Below are 20,168 nucleotides of genomic sequence, written 5' to 3' on the forward strand. Positions count from 1 at the left end.
GCGTACGGTGGCCACACGGTGGTGCGCAGTGCGGAGGCGCGTCCGTCGGGGCGCGTCGAGGCGGCGCCACCGCCCCGCGTTGGCACGCCCCGCCGGAGAACCGCGATGGCTGATCCCCTGGCCGACCGCATGGCCTTCTTCACCACGCCCCGGCGCCCCCGCGAACGCCGGGATCCGCAGGAGCGGCTGGGGGACCGGCGCGAGGTCTACCGGGAGGGCGCGCTGCTGCCGGTCATCGGCGACCAGGCCGCCCGCTGCATGGACTGCGGACTGCCCTTCTGCCACCACGCCTGCCCGCTGGGCAACCTGATCCCGGACTGGAACACGCTGGTCGCCCGCGACGACTGGCAGGCCGCCGCCGCACGCCTGCTGGCCACCAACAACTTCCCCGAGTTCACCGGCCGGCTCTGCCCCGCCCCCTGCGAGAGCGCCTGCGTGCTGGCGATCGACGCCGAGGCCGTGACGATCAAGAACGTGGAGCTGGCGATCGCCGACCGGGCCTGGGAGAGCGGCTACGACGCGCCGCAGCCGCCCGAGCGGCTGACCGGTCTGCGGGTGGCGGTGGTCGGCTCCGGCCCGGCCGGGCTGGCCGCCGCCCAGCAGCTCACCCGGGCCGGCCACACCACGACGGTCTACGAGCGCGCCGACCGGATCGGCGGGCTGCTGCGGTACGGCATACCGCCGTTCCGGCTGGAGAAGCACCGCCTGGACCGGCGGATCGAGCAGATGCGGGCCGAGGGCACCGGCTTCCGCACCGGGATCGCGGTCGGCCGCGACCTGCCCGCCGACGAACTCCGTGCGCGCAGCGACGCGCTGGTGGTCGCGGTCGGCGCCACGCACTGCCGGGACCTCCGGGTGCCCGGCCGCCGGCTGGCCGGTGTGCACCAGGCGATCAGCTACCTCACCCTCGCCAACCGGGTCGACGAGGGCGACTACCCCGACTCGCCGGTGTCCGCCGAGGGCCGCCACGTGGTGATCGTCGGTGGCGGTGACACCGCCGCCGACTGCCTGGGCACGGCCCTGCGCCAGCGGGCGGCGGCCGTCACCCAGTTCGACATCAACCCCCGCCCGCCCGGGCGGCGCGCGGCCGGCCAGCCCTGGCCGGTCCACCCCAAGGTCTACCGGGTGACGACCTCGCACGAGGAGGCCGGCGGCCCGGCCGCCGAGCCCAGGGTGTTCGCGGCGACCACGGTGGCGTTCGAGGCGGACGCGGACGGACGGCTGGCCGCCGTCCGCTTCGCCGAGGCGGGCCGCGGCGACCGCCGGCCCAGGCCCGGCACCGAGCGGACCCTGCCGGCCGACCTGGCCCTGCTGGCCCTGGGCTTCTCCGGCCCCGGTCACAACGGCGCCCTGGTCGGCCAACTGGGCCTCGCCGTCGACCCGCGGGGCAACCTCACCCGCGACGAGGAGTTCGCCGGCGGGGCGGACGGCGTGTTCGTCGCGGGAGACGCCGGGCGCGGCCAGTCGCTGATCGTCTGGGCGATCGCCGAGGGCCGGGCGGTGGCCGCCGCCGTCGACCGCTACCTGCGCGGCCGCACCGAGCTGCCCGCCCCGGTCGCCCCGTCCGACGGCCCGCTCACCGTCTGAGCGGGGCCGCCGGTGTGGCGCGCGCGGGCGGGGAGGGCGGTGAGCGGTCCGCGCCCGGCACGCGCTGCCGGTCAGACGAGTTCGAGCACCAGCTTGCCGGTGTTCTCGCCGCGGAAGAGCATCTGCAGGGTCCGCGGGAAGTCGTCCACGGTGCCGCGGACCACGTGCTCCAGGGTCTTGATCCGCCCGTCGGCGATCCAGCCGCCGATCTCCCGGGCGGCCTCCTTGAAGCGCGGCGCGTAGTCGAAGACCACGAAGCCCTCCATCCGGGCGCGGCGCACCAGCAGCGACAGGTAGTTGGCCGGGCCCTGGACGGCGGTGGCGTTGTACTGGCTGATGGCGCCGCAGAGGACCACCCGGGCGTGCATCGCCAGGGAGGCCAGGGCGGCGTCCAGGATCTCCCCGCCGACGTTGTCGAAGTACACGTCGATGCCGTCCGGCGCCTGGGTGCGGAGCGCCTTCCGGACGTTCTCGGCGCGGTAGTCGATCGCGGCGTCGAAGCCGAGCTCCCCGGTGAGCAGGGCGCACTTCTCGGCCCCGCCGGCGATGCCGACCACCCGGCAGCCCTTCGCCTTGGCGATCTGGCCGGCCATGGTGCCCACCGCGCCCGCGGCGCCGGAGACCACCACCGTTTCGCCCTCCTTGAGGGCCCCGACGTCCAGCAGGCCGAAGTAGGCCGTCATGCCCGGCATGCCGAGCGCGCCGAGGTAGGTCTCCGGCGGGGCGACGGCAGGGTCGATCCGCAGGGCGCCCTTCCCGTCGGAGACCACGTGCTCCTGGACGCCGAAGAGGCCGACGACGAGGTCGCCGATGCCGAAATCGGGGTGGTTGGACTCGGTGATCTCGACGACCGACCCGGCCCGCATCACCTCGCCGAGCCCGACCGGCGGCAGGTAGGAGGGGCGGTCGTCGAGCCAGCCGCGCATCGCCGGGTCCAGCGAGAGGAAGCGGGTGCGGCCCGCGAACCGGCCCTCGCCGGGCGCCGCGGCGGGTTCGGTGACGTGCTCCCAGTCCTCGGGCCCGACCTCGCCCACCGGACGGCGGGCGAGGCGGATCTGACGGTTCTCGGCGGACAACATGGCGGCTCCCGGTGGCTGGACTGCGGTGCGGTTGACCTTCCGCGACGAGGAGAGTCTAAGCAAGCGCTTAGTCACCGCGCCAGGGCCGGTGCCCGACCGCCGCGCTCGGGACGGCTGGGCTCAGGCGGCCGGGTCGAGCGGCGGGGCCGCCGCCTTCGCCGTGCCCGTCGTAGGGGTGGCGGTCGTAGGGGTGGCGGCCGTCCGGGTGGTGGCCGCCGAGGCCGCCAGGGCGACCAGGGCCAGCGCGGAGGCCGCGAAGGGGAACCGGTGCTCGCCCAGCAGGGCGATCGCGGCGCTGCCGACCACGCCGCCGCCGGCCATGCCGAGGTAGAGGGCGCTGCTGTTGAGCGAGATCAGCAGCGGTGCGTTCGCCGGGTCGAGCGAGGCCAGCCGGTGGGGGAGGGCGACCGACACCGCCCAGCCCGCCAGTGGCGTGACCACGACGTAGGCGAGCGCGCCGGGCATGCTCTGGCCCGCCCAGGGCAGGCCGGCGAAGGCGGCTGCGCCGACCGCGCTGCCCCCGAGCAGGACGCGGCGCACGCCGATGCGGTCCACCAGCCGTCCGCCGAGCCAGCTGCCGGCCACCGAGGCCAGGCCCGAGACGAGCAGGAGCAGGCTGAGCCGGTCCGCCCGCCCGCCGGTCGCCGGGGCGACGGCGGTCGCCAGGTAGATGTACACGCACTGGAAGGCGAGGAAGAACACCAGCGTGGTCGCGGCGGCGCCGAGCACGCCGGGCCGGCCGAGCGGGGCCAGGCGCGCCCGGAGCCCGGGGGCGGGTGCCGAGGACGCGGGCAGATCGCGCAGCAGCAGCGCCAGTCCGCCGAACGCGGCCGCACCCAGGGCCGTGACGAGCCACATCGTCAGCCGCCAGTCGGAGCGCCCGACCCAGGTGCCCAGCGGCACGCCGAGCGCGGTGGCGACCGTCATCCCGCCCAGGACGGTGGCCAGCGCCCGCCCGCGCCGCTCGGGCGCGACCAGTGTGGTGGCCACCGCGTTGGCGGTCGGCGTGTACAGCGCGGCTCCGGCGGCCGCCAGGACCCGGGTGGCCAGCAGGAACTCGTAGCCGGGGGCGACCGCGCTGAGCGCGTTGGCCGCCGTGAACACGGTGAGCGCGGTCAGCAGCAGGCGCCGGCGCGGCCAGCGGGCGGTGAGCGCGGCCAGGACCGGGGCGGCCAGCGCGTAGGCCAGGGCGAACACGGTGACCATCTGGCCGGCCGCGGCGACGGAGACCCCGAGATCCGCCGCGACCGGGCCGAGGATGCCGACCGTGACCATCGAGTCGGTGCCCACGGCGAACGTGCCGAGGGCGAGCAGGAGCAGGCGGACGGGCAAGGGGGTTCCCTTCGTTGGACGAATGGGCAACGGTTTGATGTGTGTCAAACAGTAGAGATTGGTGGATGATTGTCAAACCATCCCCTCGATGCCCGCCCCGCTCGCCCGCCGTCGCCGTCGCCGTCGCCAGTGCCCGTCGCCCGTCGCCCGTCGCTCAAGGACCAGGACCAGGACCGTGGAAGCCGAACACCTGCCCCAGCCCGCCACCGCCGACATCGAGCTCGTCGCGGTCCTGCACGCCCTCGGCGACCCCGTCCGCCTGCGCCTGCTCGCCAGCTACGCCGACGGCGCCGAACACTCCTGCGACCCCCGCCACCTCGGCCTCGACCACCTCCACAAGTCGACCGTCTCCCACCACATGCGCGTCCTGCGCGAGGCCGGCGTGACCAGTACCCGCGTCGCCGGCCGCAACCGCTTCGTGAGCCTGCGCCGCACCGACCTCGACGCCCGCTTCCCCGGCCTGCTGGACGCCCTCCTCGCGGCCGTCGCCGGGCGGCCGGGGCGGTCCTGACGGGGCGTTGCCCTGTCCACGGTTTTCAGAGATCCACCGAATCTGCGAAGGGCAGGTACCGCTTGATGTCCGCACCGGAACCGACGGAAGCCCGCATCGAGGATGCGAGCAACGTCCTGGTTGCGCCTTCGACGTTGCAGGGCCATGACGTGATCGGGGACTTCTTCGGGTCCACGATCACGCCGGAGGAGCTTGCCGCCGGTTCGCCCGACCTCGCGGAGAAGACCGTCTACCTGTGCGGCGACATATCCGGGATCAGCGGCCGCCACCTGCGTGCGGCGGCCCGGGTATTCGTCGTCCGGGAGCTGTCGCACGGGTACCACGAGGACGTCGACAATCCTTGGACCCTGGTCGGCCTGGGCCGGGTTCCCCTCCGCGTCCACGGCGTCGGCGTGTACTACCGGCGCTTCTTCGGGCTCGACGCCGATCATTTCGGACGGATCCGCGCGGAGCACGCGTTCCAGTCCCTGACGGAGTCCACCAAGCCCGGAACGGCTCATCGCAGCGGAATCTATCTGACGCCCGTCACCCGGGGGGACGGTGACGAACTGCATTTCCGCCTGCTCCGGTGCTCCACGAACCTGTCGGGGCCGACCGAGAACTTCCGCCCGACCGACACGAGCATCGTCGAGGCCCTGAACCGCGAGGCGGCCGCGGTCTTCCGGAACCAGGCACCGCTGAATCACGTCCTCGCGCAGATCTACCACAACACCCCTGCCACAGCCGAGCGCAAGCAGTCCAAGGCCAGGATCTCCGCCCATGCCGACAAGACCAAGGACATGCCCGCCCATGGCGTCATGGCCTTCTGCACCTTCTACGACGGGCTCGACAAGCTGCAGCCCCTGGTGGAGGACGCCTTCGACCACGGCGTGAAGGGTGTCAGCGGGCTGACCAGGCTCCACTTCCGCCTCAAGGAGGGGGCCGAAGGACCCGAGGGGGTCGCGCTCCCCGCGCAGTTCACCCTGACCCTCGGTCCCGGCTCCGTGTTCTTCATGCCGCTGTCGACCAACCGCCTGTACACGCACGAGATCCGGCCCTCGATGCTGGACGCCGAACTGCTCCCGACCCGGCTGGGCTACGTGGTGCGCTGTTCGAGTGCCGAAGCGGTCCACACGAACGGCCGCACCTTCCTCAAGACGGCCGGAGACCAGGTGAATCCCGGAGATCTGGTGAGGCTGGGGCCACCCACGCCGGCCGGCATGGACGAGTTGCGCGGACGGTACGCCGAGGAGAACAGGACCTCGTCCTTCATCGACTACGGCGACGATTTCCACTTCAGCATGAACACGGGAGACTACCTTGCCCCCCGGATCTAGGATCTCGGACGAGATCCGCTCGTACACCCTGCCGGCCGAGGAGAACCTCTTCGCGGAGCTGTCCGCGTCGGCTGCCCTGGAAGACGTGGGGAAGGGCCGGCGAGGCGCCGTGCTCACCAGGATCGACGAGGCGGGTGGGGTGCCTCTCGTGCGCACCACCACGCGGTACGGCAGCCCCGCGCAGCGCTTCCGGGCGGTGCACGAACGGCTGGCGCAACGGATCCGGGAACGCGCGGCGCTTCCGGTCGGCTTCAACAACGCTCTCATCGAGTGCTACACGAACGCCTACACGACCATGGGCGGCCATTCCGACCAGGCCCTCGATCTGGCCGAGGAGTCGTTCATCGCCGTCTTCTCCTGCTACCGGGACGCCGGAGCGAGCCCGCCGAGGAAGCTGATCGTCGAATCCAAGGGGTCCGACGGCGAGAAGTTCGAGATCCCCCTGGCCCACCACGGCGTCGTCGCGTTCTCCGTCGACTCCAACCGGCGGTTCAGGCACAGGATCGTCCTGGACACGCCCGTCCGTACGGCGGACAACCCGTGGTTGGGCGTGACGTTCCGGACGTCGAAGACCGTCGTCCGGTTCAGTGACGGACAGGTGCACCTCCCGCAGGGCGCGCGCCTCACGGCGGCCGACGACGAGCAGCAGCGCGAGTTCTACCGACTGCGTAGCCGTGAGAACAAGGAAACGGACTTCGTCTATCCCCCGCTGACGTACACCGTCAGCGAGAGCGATCTGGTGCCACCCGTCTGACCCCGAGGGCCTTTTGCCGGGCCCCGTCCGGGATGCACGACCCCGGGGGGCCCGGCGGCCCGCGTCCGTCCGGGCGGCCCGACCGGATGCTGCCGACCGGGTCGGCCTGCGGGCTGTTCGGGCGAGGCGCGCCGGGTGGAGGGAGGGCTGCGGCTACGTTCTGGCGGGGGTGGACGACCGAACGACGCGCACGGGAGAGCCATGACTTCGAAGCGGCCCGAGGGCGGGGTGCGGGCCTGGCAGGTGCTGCGCAACCCCAAGGTCTGGATGGTCCCGACCGTCATCGTCGGGACGGTGGCGTTCCTGCTGTCGCTACTCTACCTGGGCGGCATCATCAACCCTCGGGCGGACCTGCACCGGCTGCCGATCGGTCTGGTCAACGCCGACCAGGGGGCCGTCGTGGCGGGGCAGCAGCAGAACCTCGGGGCGCAGATCACCGCCGGTATCGCGGCGGCGCCGGACCCGCAGGGGCAGATCTCCTGGCGGCTGCTCGACCAGGCCGCCGCCGACGAGCAGTTGGCCTCGGGGAAGCTCGCGGGTGCGCTGGAGGTCCCGGCGGGGTTCACCGCCGCCGTGGCGGCGCTGGGCTCCCCCGCGCAGCCGATGCCGCCGCGGCCGACGATGGCGGTGCTGACCAACCCCGGGGTGGGCAGCCTGGCGTCCTCGCTGGCCTCCTCGATCGCGCAGGCGGCCGCGCAGCAGGCCTCGGTCCAACTCGGCACGTCCCTCACGGCCCAGGCCCAGGCCCAGGTTCAAGCCCGGCCCCCGGCGGCGGGCGGTGCGGCGACCAATGCGGCGGCGCTGCAACTGGCCGACCCCGTCGACGTCGAGGTCCGGGTCGGCCACCCGATCGGTCCGCACAGCGGGCTGGGCCTGACGGCGTTCTACTACACGCTGCTGCTGGTCCTCGCCGGCTTCCTCGGCGCGAACGTGATCAGCAACGGGGTCGACGTGGCGCTCGGCTACGCGGCCAGCGAGTTGGGGCCGCTGCGGACCCAGCACCCGCTGGTGCGGATCAGCCGGACCCAGACGCTCGCCGTCACCTGCGTGATGTCGGTGGCCCTCTCGGTGCTGACCTCCAGTCTGGTGATGCTGGCGACGGTGGTGGTCCTCGGGATGGACGCCTCGCACCTGCCGCTGCTCTGGGTCTTCTCGGTCTGCGCCAGCGCGGCGGTGGGGCTCGGGGCGCAGGCGCTGATCGCCGCGTTCGGCGGGATCGGACAGCTGATCAGCATGTTCGTCTTCATCGCGCTGTCGCTGCCGTCCTCCGGGGCCACCATCCCGCTCCAGGCGCTGCCCACGTTCTACCGGGGGCTGGCGGTGTTCGAGCCGATGCGTCAGCTCAGCGACGGCGTGCGGGCGATCCTCTACTTCGGGGCGCAGGCCGACGCCGGACTGGCGCGGGCCTGGGTGATGATCGCGATCGGCACGGTCGCGGCGCTGGCCTTCGGCTTCGGCATGACCACCTACTACGACCGCAAGGGCCTGCACCGGTTCCACCCCGAGGTGAGCTGACCCGCCCGCGTCCGGTCGGCGGAGCCCTGAAATGTCCCGTCGGGACTCATGTCCCAATGAGACATTTCCAGGTGTACGGTGGACGGCGTGAGCATCGAAGAGGCAGCCGGAGCAGCCCCCGAGGGGCGGCGGGACCGCAAGGCGCGCCGCACCCGGGAGTCGCTGGCCGGCGCGGCCCTGCACCTGGTCCTGGAGCGCGGCCTGGCCGCCGTCTCCGTGGAGGACGTCACCGACCTGGCCGACGTCTCCCGACGCACCTTCAGCCGGTACTTCCCCTCCCGGGAGGACGCCGTGCTGGACTGCCTGCGGGCCGACTTCGCCCGGATCAACGCGGCCCTGGCCGCCCGCCCCGCCGCCGAGACCCCGCTGACCGCGTACCGCGCGGCCCTGCGGGTCTGGCTGCGGGACGACCTGGACCCGGCCTGGCACCGGCGCCCCGGCGTCCGGGAGCTGTTCGGCCTGATCGCCGCGGAGCCCGCGCTGACCGCCGCCTACCGGCGGATCTGCGTCGACGAGGAGGAGGCGTCCATCCGGATCGCCGCCGCCCGCCTGGGGCTGGACGCCGAGCACGACCTGCGCCCCGCCGTCGCCATCGGCCTGGGTGTCGCGGCGCTCCAGGCCGCCTCCCGCGCCTGGGTCCGGCGCCCCGCGACGGGCGAGGCCCCTGACCTGCCCGCGTTGCTGGAGCAGGCCTTCGATCTGCTCACCGCCGAGCCGCCACCCGACGGCGCGACGGTGTGAACCAGCGCGCCCACCCGGCGCGCACCGGCACGAAAGGAAAGACCGCCATGACCGGCATCGACTACACCCAGGAGTTCACCGGCAGGACCGCCCTGGTCACCGGGGGCGCCTCCGGCATCGGCCGCGCGGTGGCCCGGCGACTGGCGGCCGGCGGCGCGGCGGTCGCGGTCGCCGACTTCGACCTGGCGGGGGCCCGCAAGGCCGTCGCCGAACTGACGGCCGACGGCGCCCGGGCGTTGGCCGTCGAGGTGGACGTCACCGACCCGGAGTCGGTGCGCGCCGCCGTCCAGGCCACCGTGGACGGGCTCGGCGGTCTCCACCTGGCCGTCAACAACGCCGGTGTCGCCGGGGCGAGCGCCCCCACCGGCGCCTACGAGCCCGAGGACTGGCGGCGGGTGCTCGCCACCAACCTGGACGGCGTCTTCTACTCGCTGCGCCACGAGATCCCGGCCATCCTCGCGGCCGGCGGCGGCGCGGTGGTGAACATGGCCTCGATCCTCGGCACCAACGGCTTCGCCGGCTCCCCGGCCTACGCCGCCGCGAAGCACGGCGTGGTCGGCCTGACCAAGACCGCCGCCCTGGAGTACGCCGCGCAGGGCGTGCGGATCAACGCCGTCGGCCCGGGCTTCATCGACACCCCGCTGCTGCGCGACGCCGACGCCGCCGCCCGCGACGCGCTGGTCGCGCTGCACCCGGCCGGCCGGCTCGGCCGCGCCGAGGAGGTCGCCGAGCTGACCGCCTTCCTGCTGTCCGACCGGGCGTCCTTCGTCCACGGCAGCTACCACCTGGTCGACGGCGCCTACGCGGCCCGCTGACCCACCGGCCGGAGGACCGGCACCCCGGGGGCGACGGTGCAGGGCAGGCTGCGCCCCCGGGCCGCCCCGGACCGGGTCGTTCGCCCGTGACCGTCGGAGCGGCCGGTGGCCGAGGTCCAGGACGCCGTCGGAGACGGGCTCGTCCTCGTCGAGGCGGGACCCGCCGGGTCGAACCAGGGCGTCGTCGAGGGGATCGCCGGCTGGTTCGCCTCCTGGCCCGTACCCTTCCCGTCCCGGGAGGCGGCCGTCCGCTTCCCCGGCGGCGGCCCGGTCGGCGAAGGACGGGCGGACGGCCTGGCGGAACGCGACGGCGGCTGGTGGCCCCGCTCCGAGCCGGTAGGGTCCGCGCGGTCCCGGCGCCCCGGCCGTCAGCGGGGTTCGACGAGCCCGAGCAGCCAGAAGTTGGCGTAGGGGCCGGCGCTCGTGGCGGTCGGGTCGGCGGGCCGGCCGTTGCGGCCGAGGCGGACGGTGACCCGGTCCAGCGAGACGGAGGCGCCGCAGCTGTAACCGAGCGGCGCATACGTCTCGTCGGGCCCGCAGAGGACGGACACCACCCGGCGCGCGGGCGGGAAGCGCAGCACGATCTGCTCGTGATCGGCGTACGAGACCTGGAGGTTGAGGACCAGGTGGGCGCCGCCGACGAGGTACCAGCCGGTCCCGGGCCGGTCCTGGCGCAGCACACCGGCGAGGGTCCGCAGCCGGCCCCCGCCGAGCCCGGGCTCCGGCCACCGCCGCTCCGCGTCCGTCCCGCCGTCGCCCGGCAGTGCGGCGGGCGCGACGGCGGCCGTCGCCAGCACCGCCGCCGACACCAGGGCGGACACCGCGCCGAGGCGGCGGCGCCGCCGTGCTCCGACGCCCGCGGGCCGCTGCTGCATCGTCCTCCGTCCCCGACCGACCCTCCCCGGGGCCGGTTCCCGGACATCCGAGCACGCCACCGGCCGCGCACCGGCCGCACGCCGCCGAGCCGCCCCGAGCATCACCCGCCCGGGTGACGGGCCCGTTCCGTTCGCCCGCCGACCCGGCGCCGGGTACGCCGCAGGTGGGAGGCCCGCGGGCGCGATGCCGTCCTACGGGCGGATGGCGGCCCGGGCGGTGCGCCGTATCGTCGGCGGTATGAGCCGACCGCTGCATCTGGCCGCCTATCTGCTGGCCTTCGACACCCGGGCCCAGGCCCTCCAGGACCGCACCCGGGCCGGCTTCCTGGTGCGCGCCGCCGCGCTGGCCGAGCTCGCCCGGCGCGGCGACCTCGTCGAGGACGGCGCGGGCCGGGTGCGGGTGGCGGCGGAGGCCGGCCCGGCCGGGGATCCGGTGCTCGACGCGCTGCTGGCCGAGGTCGCCCTCCGGCGGCGCGGCTGGAAGTCGTGGATCAAGCGGGGCCGCGAGGAGACGCTGGACGCCGTCGAGCAGCGGCTGGCGGTCCTCGGCGTGCTGACCGTCCAGGACCGCGACCCCTACGGCCCGGTCGTGCCGCACCGACCGGTGGCGATGCCCGATCCCCGCGAGGCGCTGGACCAGCAGCTCCGGGTGGCGCAGGTGGTCCGCGGGGAGGGTCCGGTGGATCAGGTGGCCTTCGCGGACGCGGTGTTGGGGGCGCTGGCCGCGCACGGGCAGCTGCGCTTGGTGCTGTCGCGCGAGGAGCGGCGGGCGCACGCCGGGCGGATCTCGGCCCTCACCGCGCGGCTGGCGGAGCGGGCGCCCGGGCTGGCCCGGGCGGTCGGCGGGCTGGGGACGACGATGGTGGCGGCGCAGGGCGGGATGGGCGGCGGCTGAGCACGGGCGCACCGGGGCCGGCGGCCGGTGCTGCGGGGCCGGTTCGTCGACGCAGCGAGTGGGCCGGAGTTGCGGAGCGCTTGCTTTGACGTCGGCGTCAATGTCTACCGTCGTCATCGCGTGCCGGCGCCGAACGGGCGGCGGACACGCGTCCGGGAGGCCTGGCCGCGCGTGTGGCCATGGCCACCCGTGGTTCGACGGCACCGGCGACCGCGTCACTCCGCGGACGTGGCCGGCCGGTGGCGAAGCTTTGATCCGCCCCTGATACCACCCGAGGTCGCATACATGCCTTCCCTGCTGCACATCGACGCGAGCATTCGCCACGACGGCTCGGTGTCCCGTGAGCTGTCCGCCTACTTCGCCGCCCAGTGGCGCGAGAACCACCCCGACGGCGGTTACGTCTACCGGGACCTGGGCGCCGAGCCCGTCCCGCACATCACGCACGCCGTCCGCGAGGCCCTGCTCGACCCGAGCGGCGAGCACGGCGAGACCCCGGAGGAGCGGGCGCTCAGCGAGGCGGTCACCGCCGAGGTGCGCGAGGCGACCACGCTGATCATCGGCGCCCCGATGTACAACTACACGATCCCGTCGACGCTCAAGGCGTGGGTGGACCGCCTCGTCACCCCGGCCCACATGGTGGCGCCCGGCGGCGAGCCCGGCCTGCTCAGCGGCAAGTCCGTCGTGGTGGTCACCGCCCGGGGCGGTTCCTACGCGCCCGGCACCCCCCGTGAGGGCTGGGACTACCAGGAGCCGTACCTGCGCGCCGTGCTGGGCGCGATCGGCCTGGCGGACGACCTGACCTTCGTGCACGCCGAGCTGACCCTGGCGGCGATCGTGCCGCAGATGGCCGCCCTCAAGCCGCTGGCGGAGAAGTCCCGGGACACCGCGTTCGAGACGCTCAAGACGCTGGCCGTCTGACGGTTCGTCGTGTTGTCCCGCAACTCCGCAGTGCTGTAGTTCCGTCGGTGGGCCGCGGGGCCGCATCCGGGTGGTTCCCGGGTGCGGCCCCGCACACGTCGGTCGGGGCACAGGAGCGCAGGGGCGCCGGGGGTCCGACGGGGTCAGCCGCGCGCGGCGGGCCGGGTGGTCCCCGCCCGCTCGGCGACGGCCAGCGCCGGCTCCAGCAGGAGCGGGCGGCGGTCCTCGTGCTCGGGACCGGCCGCCGCCAGGAGGTCGGCCACCACCGCGGCGTCCACGGTGCGCGCTCCGGCGTGCCGGACGAACCGGGCGAGGGCGTCGGCGAACGCCGCCTCGTCCGCGGGCTGCACGGCGACGAGCGCGGCCGCCTCGTCGACGAACTCGGCCTCCGAGCCCAGCCACCCGGCGGCCCCGGCCAGTCCGTCGTCCGCCAGGGACTCGGGGTAGCGGATGCGGTGCCAGGCGTCGGCCTGCCACCAGTAGACGAAGCCGAGGAGATTGCCCTCGGCGTCCTCCCGCAGGGTGTCCCAGGGCAGCCAGTCGGGACCTCCGGCGAGGAAGTCGATCTGCCGGCCGTCGACGTGGGTCTCGCTGCCGTCGGAGTCCTGGCCGCAGAAGACGACGCCACCGTCCGGGCACCGCGTGACGCGCCACCAGTAGGAGCCGCCCGTCGCGTCGCACCACACCCCGTGCTCGTCCAGCCAGTAGCCCTCGGGGTTGCCGTGGGCGGCCTCCAGGAGGGCGAAGGCGACGGCCCTCGCCCACACCCGGTCGCCGTGGTCGAAGTCTTCGGGCCGGCTCGGCCTGTGCATGGTGGCGCTCCCTCTCCGGTGGACCGGGAACAGCCTGGCACACCCCGGTGACAACCGGTCCGCGCCCCCGGCGCCCGGCGGTGCCGGGGCGGCGGAAGGCGGCGGGGAAGGCGGCGGAAGCCGGCGGGGCCGGCCGGAGTCGCCCCCGGCCGGCCCCGCACGTGCGCGTCGCTCAGGCGCCGCTGGCCACCCGGCCGAGCATGGCCCAGCCGCCGTGGCCGTCCCCGCCCTTGTTCACGGCCGCGTCGGTGGTGCCGTCACCCGGGTTCCACAGGTAGTCGGCCTTGCCGTCGGCGTCGAAGTCGGTCAGGAAGACGCCGTCGCGGTTGGCGGTCATCCCGGTGGCGATCTTGCCGATGCCCTGCCAGCCGGCGCCGCCGGCGGGGTCGCCGCCGCGGTTGAGCCAGGCCGAGATCGAGCCGTCGGCGTCGAACAGGAGGTAGTCGGCCCTGCCGTCGCCGTCGAAGTCGGCGAACCGGACGCGGCTGCGGTCGGTGGTGATGCCGGTGGCGATCTTGCCGGCGCCCTGCCAGCCGGCGCCGCCGGCGGGGTCGCCGCCGCGGTTGAGCCAGGCCGAGACCGAGCCGTCGTCCGCGACGAGGAGGTAGTCGCTGCGCCCGTCCCCGTCGAAGTCGGCGAAGCGGACCTGGTCCTGGCGGTTGGTGATGCCGGTGGCGATCTTGCCGATGCCCTGCCAGCCGGCGCCGCCGGCCGGGTCGCCGCCGCGGTTGAGCCACGCCGAGACCGAACCGTCGGAGTTGATCACCAGGTAGTCGGCCCTGCCGTCGCCGTCGAAGTCGGCGAACCGGACGCGGCTGCGGTCGGTGGTGATGCCGGTGGCGATCTTGCCCAGGCCCTGCCACCCGGTGTTGCTGACCGGGTCGCCGCCGTGGTTCAGCCAGGCCGTGACCGAGCCGTCGTCCTCGATGGTCAGGTAGTCCGGCCTGCCGTCGCCGTCGAAGTCCGCCCAGCGCAGCCGGCCGGTGCCGACCTCGTTCACGGCCGCCGAACGCCGGTCGGTCAACTGCCGGATCCAGCCGGCGAGATCATCGGTGCGGCTGCTGACGGCGCCGGTCCGGGTCTCGGTGGCCGGGGTGCCGAAGCAGCCGCCCTGCCACGACAGGCTGCTGACCGCGACCAGCTCCGCCTTGCCGTTCTTCTCCCGCACGGCGGGAGCGCCGGTGTCACCCTTGCAGACGGCCGCGCCGTTCACGCCCGTGGTGGCGAGCGAGGTGGCCTTCACGGAGTCCACCGTGAACACGCCGGAGCGCAGCTTCGCGGGCGACCACTCGTCCGCGCTGCGGCCGAAACCGGGGACGCGCAGGCTCTCCGCGCCCACCGGGGCGGTGGTCGCCACGGCGAGCGGCGTCACCCCGTACACCGGGGTGGCCAGCCGGGCCATGACGAGGTCCCGGTCCTGACGCGGCACCAACTCGACGACCTGCGACACCTGACCCGCGGTGGTCGTCAGGTCGCTGCGCCCGACGGTGGCGGTGGTCTTCCACTTCGGCGCTCCCGCGGCCAGTGCCGTGGGCTGCGCCGGGTCGTCCGCGAAACAGCTCGCCGCGGTGATCACCCAGAGCCGGTCCACCAGGGCGCCGGTGCAGCCGCGGGCGGTGGACCCGATGTCCAGGCGGACGGTGAACCCGTAGGCGCCGTCGGCCGTCGGGTCACCCACCACCGCGCCGGCCGGAGCACCGGAGGAGACGGTCAGCGCACCCGCGGTGACGGCGGAGGCGATGAGCCCCGCCTTCCAACCCGGGCGTATCCCCTTGCGAATCATGTCGAGTTCCTTGGGATCGATCTGTCAGAAGGTCGGGAGGGCGCGGACGTTCCGGACACCGCCGCGTCACCGTGTCACCGGCGCGACGCGTCACCACAGAGCCCCTTTCCGGTTGAGGGAAAGGGAAGTGACGCCGATTCACATCCGCCCCGCCCCAGATGTGGATCAACAACGAAGATCAGTACGGAAACTACCGGCCGACCGGACGGCTCTCCGTGTGACCTGCCTCACACGGATCGTTTTCCGCCACGGGCTCCTCCGGGGCAAGCGCGTCCGGCGTCGGGGCGTCCGGACCGGCCGGCGGCTCCAAGGCCGCTGCGGGGCGGGCAGGTTGGGGGCGGCGAGGGCTCGGCCGGACGGCGATGGGAAGAACGGGTGGCCGGGGTGCGAGGGGTCGGCAGGATTTCCGGTTTTGCCACCTCCCCGCCCGGCCCGCGGTGACGTCGTCCTCCGGGGCCGGCCCGCCCTCGGGCCGCGCGGGCGCGATCCGTCCGACGCGATCCGGTCCGGCGCGAACGGCTGAGGGGCCACCGCGGGGTGGTCGCGCGGGGCCCCCGGAGCCCGGCGACCCGGGCGGGCGATGGATTAAGCTCGGGCCGAATCCAGCGGCGGTCGGAGGGTGGCGGCGCATGCAGTCGGGACTGAGTTTCTCCACGACGGACATGGCGCAGACGCGCTTCGCCGTCTCCCCGATGTGGGAGGTCGTCACCAGCTTCCGGCTGCTCGCCCGGGACGTGGACCCGCCGCTGCACCGGCGCTGGGCCGAGCAGGTCCGGCCCCGGCTGGCGCACGCGGGGCTGGACCGCGGCTGGCTGGCCGAGCTCGTCCCCGCCGGCCGCTATCTCGCGGACTTCCTCAACCCGACCCCCGCCACCCCGTTCCCCTCCCTCGCCACCGAGTTGGAGGCGATCCGGCGGACCTCGCCCGAGCGGCTGCGGACCGATCTCGACCTGCTGACCGCCGAGCGCGGCCGGGGCCCGTCGACGCGGTTCAGGATCCTGGTCGAGTCCCCCGAGGAGGCGCTGGAGAAGGTCGCCGCGGAGATCGAGACCTACTGGGAGCTCGCCCTCGCGCCCTACTGGGAGCGGATCCGGCGGCTGCTCGAAGCCGATGTGTTCCACCGGGCCCGTCAGGTGGCGGAGCACGGCTCGGCCCACGTCCTCAACGAACTGCACGAATCCGTGCGGTGGGACGACGGCACCCTGCGGCTGGTCCGCCGCCACTGCGAGCTGACCCGTGACCAGGCGGGCTCCGGGCTCCTCCTGGTGCCCTCGGCGTTCGCCTGGCCGCGCGTGCTGACCCGCTCGGTGGCGCCGGACCCGCCCCAGCTCGCCTATCCGGCGCGGGGGATCGGCAACCTGTGGGAGCCCCGGGCGACCGCCTCCCCGGACGCGGTGGCCGCCGTCCTGGGCCGTTCCCGCACGATGCTGCTGACCGAGCTCGACACGCCCTCGTCGACCACCCGGCTCGCCCAGCACTCCGGCCTCTCCGCGGCCGGCGTCTCCCAGCACCTCACGGCCCTGCGCAACGCGGGCCTGGTGACCGCCCACCGCAGCGGCCGCTCCGTCCTCTACGCCCGCACCGCCCTCGCGGACGCCCTGCTCGCCCCCGCCGGGCTGAGCCCGGGCTGAGCCCGGGGAGTGGCCCCGGCAGCGGATCCGTGCCGGTTCAGCCCGTGACGATCCCGGTGACGAGGTTGATGGTGGTGGCCAGGATGCTGGCGCCGAACACGTAGGACAGCAGGCAGTGCCGGAGGACGACGGCCCGCAGCAGGCTGCTGGAGACGCTCGTGTCGGAGACCTGGTAGGTCATGCCGAGGTTGTAGCTGAAGTAGAGGAAGTCGCTGTACCGGGGCGGATCGTCGGTGTTGAAGTCGATCCCGCCCCCGGGCGACCCGTAGTAGATGTACGCGTAGCGGGTGGCGTACATCAGGTGGAGCGCCGCCCAGGCGGTGAACACGCCGCAGAGCGCCGTCGCGGCGGCGGCCTCGCCCAGGTCGGAGCGGCCGACCAGGAGCAGCACCACGATGCCGACCAGCCCGCACAGGGCGGAGGCGACGACGGCGAGCTCCTCGACGACGGGCCGGAACTCCTCGCGGCGGACGTTGCGCCGGGTGGTGGCGGCGTCCATGGGCCACAGGGCGATCCACCCCGCCACCACGAAGGTCGTCTCCGCCGCGCCGATGCCGGCGAGGATGCCCAGCGGCACGCCGGCCAGTGCGCCGACGACCGTTCCGACGGCCGCCCCGAGGGCGGCCGAAACGGCGAGCCGGGGGACGGCGGACAGCAGGATCCAGGGCTTCACGGGGGCCTCGGGGGCGGACGGCGGGGGCGGACGCCAGCGTATCCGCGGGTGCGCCGGGGTGCAGCACGACGGTGCACCCGGGGCGACGGCGCCGGATGGCGGGTCCGGAGCACCGGGCATAGCCTGCCCGAAAGTGTCGTTTTGTCACCTCATGCCCGCTTGGTGGAAGGGTCGAGAGTCTTGAGCGCCGACAAGGACGAGCAGGAGTCCCTGGACACCGAGGAGCCCCGGGAGCCGCGGGTGGGGCCCGTGCCCACGGGCGAACCGGAGTTCCACCCCTACCACCACCCCGCCGCCGCCTGGGGTGCGGCCAAGAGCGTGAGCGCCTTCCTGGTGCGCGAGGGCGCGCTGGTCGACGGCCCGCGCGCGATCCTGAGGATGAACCACGAGAACACCGGGTTCGACTGCCCCGGGTGCGCGTGGCCGGACGACACCAAGGGCCTGCACCTGGACATCTGCGAGAACGGCATCAAGCACGTCACCTGGGAGATGACCCGCAAGCGGGTCGGCCGCGAGTTCTTCGCCGCCCACTCGGTGACCGAGCTGTCGCAGTGGAGCGACTACGACCTGGAGAACCAGGGCCGGCTGACCGAGCCGATGGCCTACGACCCCGGGTCGGACCACTACGTCCCGATCACCTGGAAGGACGCGTTCGAGCTCGTCGGCCGGACCCTGCGCGAGCTGGACGACCCGAACCGGGCTGCCTACTACACCTCCGGCCGGCTCGGCAACGAAGCGACCTTCCTCTACCAGCTGATGGCCCGCGAACTGGGCACCAACAACCTGCCGGACTGCTCCAACATGTGCCACGAGGCCAGCGGCCGAGCCCTCCAGGCCTCCCTGGGCACCGGAAAGGGCACGGTCGACCTCAAGGACTGGGAGAGCGCCGACGCGCTGTTCATCCTGGGGGTGAACGCCGCCTCCAACGCCCCCCGGATGCTCACCGCCCTGGCCGAGGCGTACCACCGCGGGGCGCAGATCGTGCACGTCAATCCGCTGGTCGAGGCGGCGGCGACCCGCACCATCGTCCCGCACGACTTCCTGGACATGGCCCGCTACAAGACGACCCGGACCAGCACCCTGAACCTGCAGCCCCGCATCGGCGGCGACATGGCGCTGCTGCGCGGCATGGCCAAGGCCGTCCTGGAGCAGTCCGCGACCGATCCCCGGGCGCTGGACCGGGAGTTCATCGAGCGCCACACCGCCGGGTTCGAGGAGTACCGCGCGCTGTGCGGGGCCACGCCCTGGGAGGAGATCGAGCGGCAGTCCGGGCTGGGCCGCGCCGACATCCTCGAGGCGGCACGCGTGTACAGCGAGGCCGACCGCTCCATCGTCAGCTGGTGCCTGGGGCTCACCCAGCACGAGCACGGCGTCGACACCGTCCGGGAGATCGTCAACCTGTTGCTGCTGCGCGGCAATCTGGGCCGGGAGGGCGCCGGCCCCTCGCCCGTGCGCGGGCACAGCAACGTCCAGGGCAACCGCACCTGCGGCATCGACCACCGCCCCACCGACGCGTTCCTCGACCGCCTCGCCGAGGCCTGCGACATCCGGCCGCCGCGCGAGCACGGCCTGGACACCGTCGCCACCATCAGGGCGATGCACCGCGGCGACGTCACGGTGTTCGTCGGGATGGGCGGCAACTTCGCCCTCGCGGCGCCCGACACCCCGTACACCTACGCGGCGCTGCGCTCCTGCGACCTCACCGTCCAGGTGAGCACCAAGCTGAACCGCAGTCACCTCGTCCACGGCCGCCGGGCCCTCATCCTGCCGTGCCTGGGCCGCACCGAGAAGGACCACCAGCGCAAGGGCGTCCAGAGCACCTCGGTCGAGGACTCGATGAGCATGGTCCACCTGTCGGTCGGCATGAAGCGCCCCGCCTCGCCGCACCTGCTGTCCGAGCCGGCCATCGTGGCCGGCATGGCCCGCGCGGCCCTGCCCGACAGCAGGACCCCCTGGGAGTGGTACATCGAGGACTACGACCGGATCCGCGACACCATGGCCCGGGCCCTCGACGGCTTCGAGGACTTCAACCGCCGCGTCCGGCTGCCCCTCGGCTTCCGGATCAAGCAGCCCGCCCGGGAGCTGGTCTTCCTCACGCCGTCCGGCCGCGCCGAGTTCTCCGCCGCCGCCCTGCCCGACGTCGTCCCCGGCCCCGGCATGCTGGCGCTGGGCACCATGCGCTCGCACGACCAGTGGAACACCACCATCTACTCCGACAACGACCGCTACCGGGGCATCAGGAACCTGCGCACGCTGGTCTTCATGAACCGGGCCGACATGCGCGCACGCGGCATCGCCGACCTGGGGCCCGTCGACATCACGAGCATCGCCAAGGACGGCAGCCGGCGCTTCCTCAAGGGCTACCTCGCCATCCCCTACGACATCCCCCGGGGGTGCGCGGCCGGCTACATGCCCGAGATGAACGTGCTGTGCGCGCTCGGCGACTACAGCACCCAGAGCGACCAGCCGATCATGAAGCACGTCAAGGTCACCATCGACCCGGCCGGCTGAGCCTCGCCGGGGCCGTGGCCCCGGCGAGGGGCGCGGGGGAGGGGAGGGTCCGGGCCGGGGCGATCAAGGTTATGGTTCCTTGGCGGTCCACGGACACCGGGTACGAGGGAGAGTGCTGTGAAGCTGGTTGGTCGCACGATGACGGCGGCTGCGGCCGGGGTGGTGCTGCTGGGCGCCCTGGCGGCCTGCGGCTCCAGCGGGTCCGGAGCCTCGGCCGGCGGCACCGCCGCGGCCGGCCAGGGCACGGCGACGGCGGCCACCGGTGCCGGCGCGAGCCCGGGAGCGGCCGACCCGTCGGCCCCCTCGCCCCAGGCGTCGGCCGCCGGCGCGGGCGCCTCGCCCGGCGCGGCGCGCTGCTGGACGGCGGCGAGCAGATCGACGTCGGGCTCACCCCGCCGCTGAACTGGGGCACCACCAACA

Annotated in this window: 18 protein-coding genes; 12 read left to right on the forward strand and 6 right to left on the reverse strand. The window is 74.1% G+C overall.

What is annotated here, in order from left to right; genetic code table 11:
• The first annotated feature begins 117 nt into the window (after nucleotides 1–117).
• A complete protein-coding gene (locus ACWDRR_RS25310) occupies nucleotides 118–1,587 on the forward strand; it encodes a glutamate synthase subunit beta (protein WP_449774514.1) in 1,470 nt (489 codons plus the stop codon).
• Nucleotides 1,588–1,658: 71 nt separating this feature from the next.
• Here ACWDRR_RS25310 and ACWDRR_RS25315 read toward each other — a convergent pair whose 3' ends face one another.
• On the reverse strand, nucleotides 1,659–2,666 hold the full coding sequence (locus ACWDRR_RS25315) for an NADP-dependent oxidoreductase (protein ID WP_449774493.1): 1,008 nt from the start codon (nucleotides 2,664–2,666) through the stop codon (nucleotides 1,659–1,661).
• 120 nt (nucleotides 2,667–2,786) lie between these two features.
• The gene (locus tag ACWDRR_RS25320) at nucleotides 2,787–3,998 is read right to left on the reverse strand and encodes an MFS transporter (RefSeq protein ID WP_449774494.1); all 1,212 of its coding nucleotides are present in this window, start codon (nucleotides 3,996–3,998) and stop codon (nucleotides 2,787–2,789) included.
• A gap of 175 nt (nucleotides 3,999–4,173) precedes the next feature.
• Between ACWDRR_RS25320 and ACWDRR_RS25325 the strand changes: the two genes are divergently transcribed.
• The 6 genes from ACWDRR_RS25325 (at nucleotide 4,174) to ACWDRR_RS25350 (ending at nucleotide 9,650) form a co-directional block, all read left to right on the forward strand.
• On the forward strand, nucleotides 4,174–4,509 hold the full coding sequence (locus ACWDRR_RS25325; protein ID WP_449774495.1) for an ArsR/SmtB family transcription factor: 336 nt from the start codon (nucleotides 4,174–4,176) through the stop codon (nucleotides 4,507–4,509).
• Between the two features lie 65 nt (nucleotides 4,510–4,574).
• Entirely contained in the window at nucleotides 4,575–5,825 is a 1,251-nt protein-coding gene (locus tag ACWDRR_RS25330) for a hypothetical protein (protein WP_449774496.1), read from the forward strand.
• Complete coding sequence (locus ACWDRR_RS25335) at nucleotides 5,809–6,579, forward strand: alpha-ketoglutarate-dependent dioxygenase AlkB (protein ID WP_449774497.1); 771 nt, start codon at nucleotides 5,809–5,811, stop codon at nucleotides 6,577–6,579. The genes ACWDRR_RS25330 and ACWDRR_RS25335 overlap by 17 nt, the downstream gene beginning before the upstream one ends.
• 201 nt (nucleotides 6,580–6,780) lie before the next feature.
• Nucleotides 6,781–8,094 (forward strand): DUF3533 domain-containing protein, encoded by a 1,314-nt coding sequence (locus ACWDRR_RS25340; RefSeq protein WP_449774498.1) that lies wholly within the window; start codon nucleotides 6,781–6,783, stop codon nucleotides 8,092–8,094.
• An 87-nt stretch (nucleotides 8,095–8,181) separates the two neighbouring features.
• Nucleotides 8,182–8,835, forward strand: a complete 654-nt coding sequence (locus ACWDRR_RS25345; RefSeq protein WP_449774499.1) for a TetR family transcriptional regulator — start codon at nucleotides 8,182–8,184, stop codon at nucleotides 8,833–8,835.
• 47 nt (nucleotides 8,836–8,882) lie between these two features.
• On the forward strand, nucleotides 8,883–9,650 hold the full coding sequence (locus ACWDRR_RS25350; RefSeq protein WP_449774500.1) for an SDR family NAD(P)-dependent oxidoreductase: 768 nt from the start codon (nucleotides 8,883–8,885) through the stop codon (nucleotides 9,648–9,650).
• 368 nt (nucleotides 9,651–10,018) lie between these two features.
• Here the strand turns inward: ACWDRR_RS25350 and ACWDRR_RS25355 are convergent, their stop codons facing one another.
• The gene (locus tag ACWDRR_RS25355) at nucleotides 10,019–10,525 is read right to left on the reverse strand and encodes a hypothetical protein (protein ID WP_449774501.1); all 507 of its coding nucleotides are present in this window, start codon (nucleotides 10,523–10,525) and stop codon (nucleotides 10,019–10,021) included.
• A gap of 238 nt (nucleotides 10,526–10,763) precedes the next feature.
• On the opposite strand from ACWDRR_RS25355, the gene ACWDRR_RS25360 reads away from it, so the two are divergent.
• Together ACWDRR_RS25360 and ACWDRR_RS25365 are read left to right on the forward strand one after the other, a co-directional pair.
• Nucleotides 10,764–11,420 carry a GPP34 family phosphoprotein gene (locus ACWDRR_RS25360; RefSeq protein WP_449774502.1) on the forward strand — a complete coding sequence of 219 codons (657 nt, stop codon included), beginning with the start codon at nucleotides 10,764–10,766 and terminating at the stop codon, nucleotides 11,418–11,420.
• Between the two features lie 285 nt (nucleotides 11,421–11,705).
• The gene (locus ACWDRR_RS25365) at nucleotides 11,706–12,338 is read left to right on the forward strand and encodes an FMN-dependent NADH-azoreductase (protein WP_449774503.1); all 633 of its coding nucleotides are present in this window, start codon (nucleotides 11,706–11,708) and stop codon (nucleotides 12,336–12,338) included.
• A gap of 143 nt (nucleotides 12,339–12,481) precedes the next feature.
• Here the strand turns inward: ACWDRR_RS25365 and ACWDRR_RS25370 are convergent, their stop codons facing one another.
• Together ACWDRR_RS25370 and ACWDRR_RS25375 are read right to left on the reverse strand one after the other, a co-directional pair.
• Nucleotides 12,482–13,150 carry a hypothetical protein gene (locus ACWDRR_RS25370; RefSeq protein WP_449774504.1) on the reverse strand — a complete coding sequence of 223 codons (669 nt, stop codon included), beginning with the start codon at nucleotides 13,148–13,150 and terminating at the stop codon, nucleotides 12,482–12,484.
• Between the two features lie 172 nt (nucleotides 13,151–13,322).
• Entirely contained in the window at nucleotides 13,323–14,933 is a 1,611-nt protein-coding gene (locus tag ACWDRR_RS25375) for an FG-GAP-like repeat-containing protein (protein WP_449774505.1), read from the reverse strand.
• Nucleotides 14,934–15,562: 629 nt separating this feature from the next.
• Here ACWDRR_RS25375 and ACWDRR_RS25380 point away from each other — a divergent pair.
• Complete coding sequence (locus tag ACWDRR_RS25380) at nucleotides 15,563–16,564, forward strand: DUF5937 family protein (protein ID WP_449774506.1); 1,002 nt, start codon at nucleotides 15,563–15,565, stop codon at nucleotides 16,562–16,564.
• A gap of 37 nt (nucleotides 16,565–16,601) precedes the next feature.
• Here ACWDRR_RS25380 and ACWDRR_RS25385 read toward each other — a convergent pair whose 3' ends face one another.
• Nucleotides 16,602–17,237 (reverse strand): DUF1345 domain-containing protein, encoded by a 636-nt coding sequence (locus ACWDRR_RS25385; RefSeq protein ID WP_449774507.1) that lies wholly within the window; start codon nucleotides 17,235–17,237, stop codon nucleotides 16,602–16,604.
• Between the two features lie 180 nt (nucleotides 17,238–17,417).
• Here ACWDRR_RS25385 and ACWDRR_RS25390 point away from each other — a divergent pair, with 180 nt between their 5' ends.
• Entirely contained in the window at nucleotides 17,418–19,748 is a 2,331-nt protein-coding gene (locus ACWDRR_RS25390; protein WP_449774508.1) for an FdhF/YdeP family oxidoreductase, read from the forward strand.
• Nucleotides 19,749–19,865: 117 nt separating this feature from the next.
• Nucleotides 19,866–20,150 carry a hypothetical protein gene (locus ACWDRR_RS25395; protein WP_449774509.1) on the forward strand — a complete coding sequence of 95 codons (285 nt, stop codon included), beginning with the start codon at nucleotides 19,866–19,868 and terminating at the stop codon, nucleotides 20,148–20,150.
• Nucleotides 20,151–20,168: the final 18 nt, after the last annotated feature.

The sequence above is a fragment of the Kitasatospora sp. NPDC003701 genome, assembly GCF_053587085.1.

Bases quoted from the DNA above. Each gene is read 5' to 3' on its own strand.
- ACWDRR_RS25315 (WP_449774493.1), bottom strand. From the start codon at position 2,666: ATGTTGTCCGCCGAGAACCGTCAGATCCGCCTCGCCCGCCGTCCGGTG.
- ACWDRR_RS25330 (WP_449774496.1), top strand. From the start codon at position 4,575: ATGTCCGCACCGGAACCGACGGAAGCCCGCATCGAGGATGCGAGCAAC.
- ACWDRR_RS25340 (WP_449774498.1), top strand. From the start codon at position 6,781: ATGACTTCGAAGCGGCCCGAGGGCGGGGTGCGGGCCTGGCAGGTGCTG.
- ACWDRR_RS25350 (WP_449774500.1), top strand. From the start codon at position 8,883: ATGACCGGCATCGACTACACCCAGGAGTTCACCGGCAGGACCGCCCTG.
- ACWDRR_RS25355 (WP_449774501.1), bottom strand. From the start codon at position 10,525: ATGCAGCAGCGGCCCGCGGGCGTCGGAGCACGGCGGCGCCGCCGCCTC.
- ACWDRR_RS25360 (WP_449774502.1), top strand. From the start codon at position 10,764: ATGAGCCGACCGCTGCATCTGGCCGCCTATCTGCTGGCCTTCGACACC.
- ACWDRR_RS25365 (WP_449774503.1), top strand. From the start codon at position 11,706: ATGCCTTCCCTGCTGCACATCGACGCGAGCATTCGCCACGACGGCTCG.
- ACWDRR_RS25370 (WP_449774504.1), bottom strand. From the start codon at position 13,150: ATGCACAGGCCGAGCCGGCCCGAAGACTTCGACCACGGCGACCGGGTG.
- ACWDRR_RS25375 (WP_449774505.1), bottom strand. From the start codon at position 14,933: ATGATTCGCAAGGGGATACGCCCGGGTTGGAAGGCGGGGCTCATCGCC.
- ACWDRR_RS25380 (WP_449774506.1), top strand. From the start codon at position 15,563: ATGCAGTCGGGACTGAGTTTCTCCACGACGGACATGGCGCAGACGCGC.